This is a genomic window from Sphingomonas sp., assembly GCF_019242355.1.
In the GTDB taxonomy this organism is placed as follows: Bacteria; Pseudomonadota; Alphaproteobacteria; order Sphingomonadales; family Sphingomonadaceae; genus Sphingomicrobium.
In genome coordinates this window covers 1-2,459 of sequence record NZ_JAFAVR010000191.1, presented here as the reverse complement: position 1 = coordinate 2,459, position 2,459 = coordinate 1, and the positions used below count along the sequence as shown (strand labels likewise).

Genomic DNA, 2,459 nt, shown 5'->3' with positions numbered 1-2,459 from the left:
ATGAGGAATATGTCGTCGGGCTCGACATCGGATTCTTCGGCGACAAAGGCGCGCAGATCCTCGGGCATGTGGGAATCGACTTCGAGCCGGATTACCGATCCGCGGCGGCGGCGTTTCAGGGCTGTCTCGAACAGCCGCACCAGGTCTTCGGCCTCCTCCTCGACCTCGAGATCGCTGTCGCGGATGACCCGGAAGACGCCCTGGCCGCGCACGAGATAGCCGGGGAACAGTCGTGGGGTGAACATGGCGATCACCGCCTCGACCGCGATGAACCGCGCCTTGCCCTGCCCCGTCGTATCCGGCAGGCGGATAAAGCGCGCGACCTTGCTCGGCACGCGCACAAGCGCCCGCAATGTCTTGCGGTCCCCAGGCCGCACCAATTCGAAGGCCAGCGTGAAGCCGAGATTGGGAATAAAGGGGAAGGGATGCGCGGGATCGACGGCGAGCGGCGTCAAGACCGGGAACACATGCAGGAGGAAATGGTCCTCAAGCCACTCCCGCTCGGTCTTGCTGACCTCGCCGGCATCGACGATGGCAATTCCGGCCGCGGCTAGATCGACGCGCAAATCGCGCCAGCGTTTGAGCTGCTCCTCAACCAGGAGAACGACACGTTCGCGGATCTTCTCCAGCTGCTCGGCAGGCGTCATTCCCTCCTGCGAGGGGGCGAGAAGGCCGGTGCGAATCTGGCCGCGCAGGCCCGCGACACGCACCATGAAGAATTCGTCGAGATTGTTGGCGGAGATCGAGACGAAACGCAGCTGCTCAAGCAATGGGTGGTTGCGGTTCGACGCTTCCTCCAGGACACGGCGGTTGAACTCGAGCCAGGAGAGTTCGCGATTGATGAAGCGCAGTGGCGAGGAGGCGAGAGCTTCCGGATGCTCGGTTAGCTCGGGTACAGCATCCATGACAGCAATGTCCGCGCCGATGCGCGCGGCGGCGAGGTCATCCTGGACATGCCGCGTCACGTCGGCGCGCTTCGGCTTCAGCCGTGCCTCAGACCCATCCACGGCTATGGCTCCTCTTCTTCACCGGCATAGAGCGCTCCGAGAACGTCGGCCGCAACCGGTTTGGTAATGCGCCGTCCACGCGAAAGCGCCTCCCGGTCAAGAGCGTCGACAAGGCTGCGTACCGCATCGAGCGTTGGCTCCACTCTCGTCAGCACGTAATCTATGACACTAATCTCGATCGTCAGCTGACGATCGACGAGAAGCTTAACCAGCACCGCGCGGAGGAGATCGTCGTCGGGCGAGAATATTTCGGCGACCATGGCTCGCCGCAGCCTTGAAAGCAGGTCCGGCAGCCGAAATCCCCAGAGATTGGGCACGGCGCGGGCGGTCAGGAGCAGCGAGCCTCGTGCCTCCGCCAAGAGGTTCATCAGATGGAAAAGGCGCTTCTCATCCGCGCCTGCGAGCCGATCGGCGTCTTCCAGAAGGATGTGCCCGCCCAGTCCCATCCCAGGGAGGTCAGCCGCTCCGAACCGGGCCGCCGGCATGATGGTCGCACCGGCCCGGCTGGCCCAGATCGCCCCGAGGTGGCTTTTGCCGGCCCCGGGTGGGCCGACCAGCACGAGCGTGCGGTCCGGCCAATCCGGCCAGAGGCCGATTGCGGCCTGGGCGGCCTCGTTTGAATTGGAGAGCAGGAACTCATCCTCCCCGTAGCGCGGCTCCGGCGCGATATCGAGGACGAGCTGACGGGCGGCCTCGCGCGCGCTCACGTTTTCAGCTCTCGATTGCGGGTGCCGGCCTCGCCGGGGCGCCCGCTGGCGCGAGGTAGAGTTCGCTCTCGCGGTAGCGCCCAACGAGGTAGCGCAGCACAACGCCCCCGGCCGCGGCGACGGGTACTGCCATGATCAGCCCGGTGAAGCCGAACAGGGAGCCGAAGGCGAGCAGGGCAAACATCACCCAGACCGGGTGCAGTCCGACCGAAGCGCCGACGAGCTTTGGCGAAAGCACATTGCCTTCAAGGAACTGGCCGGAGAGGACAACCGCGAGGGTGAGCAGCAGCAAGGTCCAATGCGGCCAGCCCTGCACGATGGCAACGATCGCGGAGAGGATCAGCGCCGTCAGCGAGCCGACATACGGAATGAAGCTCAAAAACCCCGCCGAGAGGCCGATCAGGAGCCCGAAATTCAGGTGGATGAGCGAGAGCCCGATCCCGTACCAAAGCCCGAGGAAGAGGCAGACCAGCGATTGCCCACGCACGAAACTGGCTAGCGCGCGGTCGATATCGTGCGCGATCGCATGCACGTCGGCGCGGTTGCGCGGCGGGATCAGGGTGTTGAGGGTGGCAACCATCTTGTCCCAGTCAAGAAGCATGTAGAAGGCGACGACCGGCATCACGACGAGCAGCGACAGGATACCCAGGAGCGCGGATCCTCCGGAAAGCAGCGAGCGCGCGAACGCGGCCATCCATTGCAATCCCTGCCCAACGAGGTCGCCGACGGTTTTCTGCACGTCGGC

Annotated in this window: 2 protein-coding genes and 1 pseudogene; all 3 read right to left on the bottom strand. The window is 64.7% G+C overall.

Annotation, left to right across the window (positions count from 1 at the left end):
- Window positions 1–1,007, bottom strand: a pseudogene (locus tag JOZ79_RS09580) (hypothetical protein); the annotation flags it as partial.
- A 2-nt stretch (window positions 1,008–1,009) separates the two neighbouring features.
- Entirely contained in the window at window positions 1,010–1,714 is a 705-nt protein-coding gene (locus tag JOZ79_RS09575; protein WP_294073559.1) for a DnaA/Hda family protein, read from the bottom strand.
- A gap of 4 nt (window positions 1,715–1,718) precedes the next feature.
- The coding region (locus JOZ79_RS09570) for an AI-2E family transporter (RefSeq protein ID WP_294073558.1) at window positions 1,719–2,459 on the bottom strand (741 nt) is incomplete at its 5' end.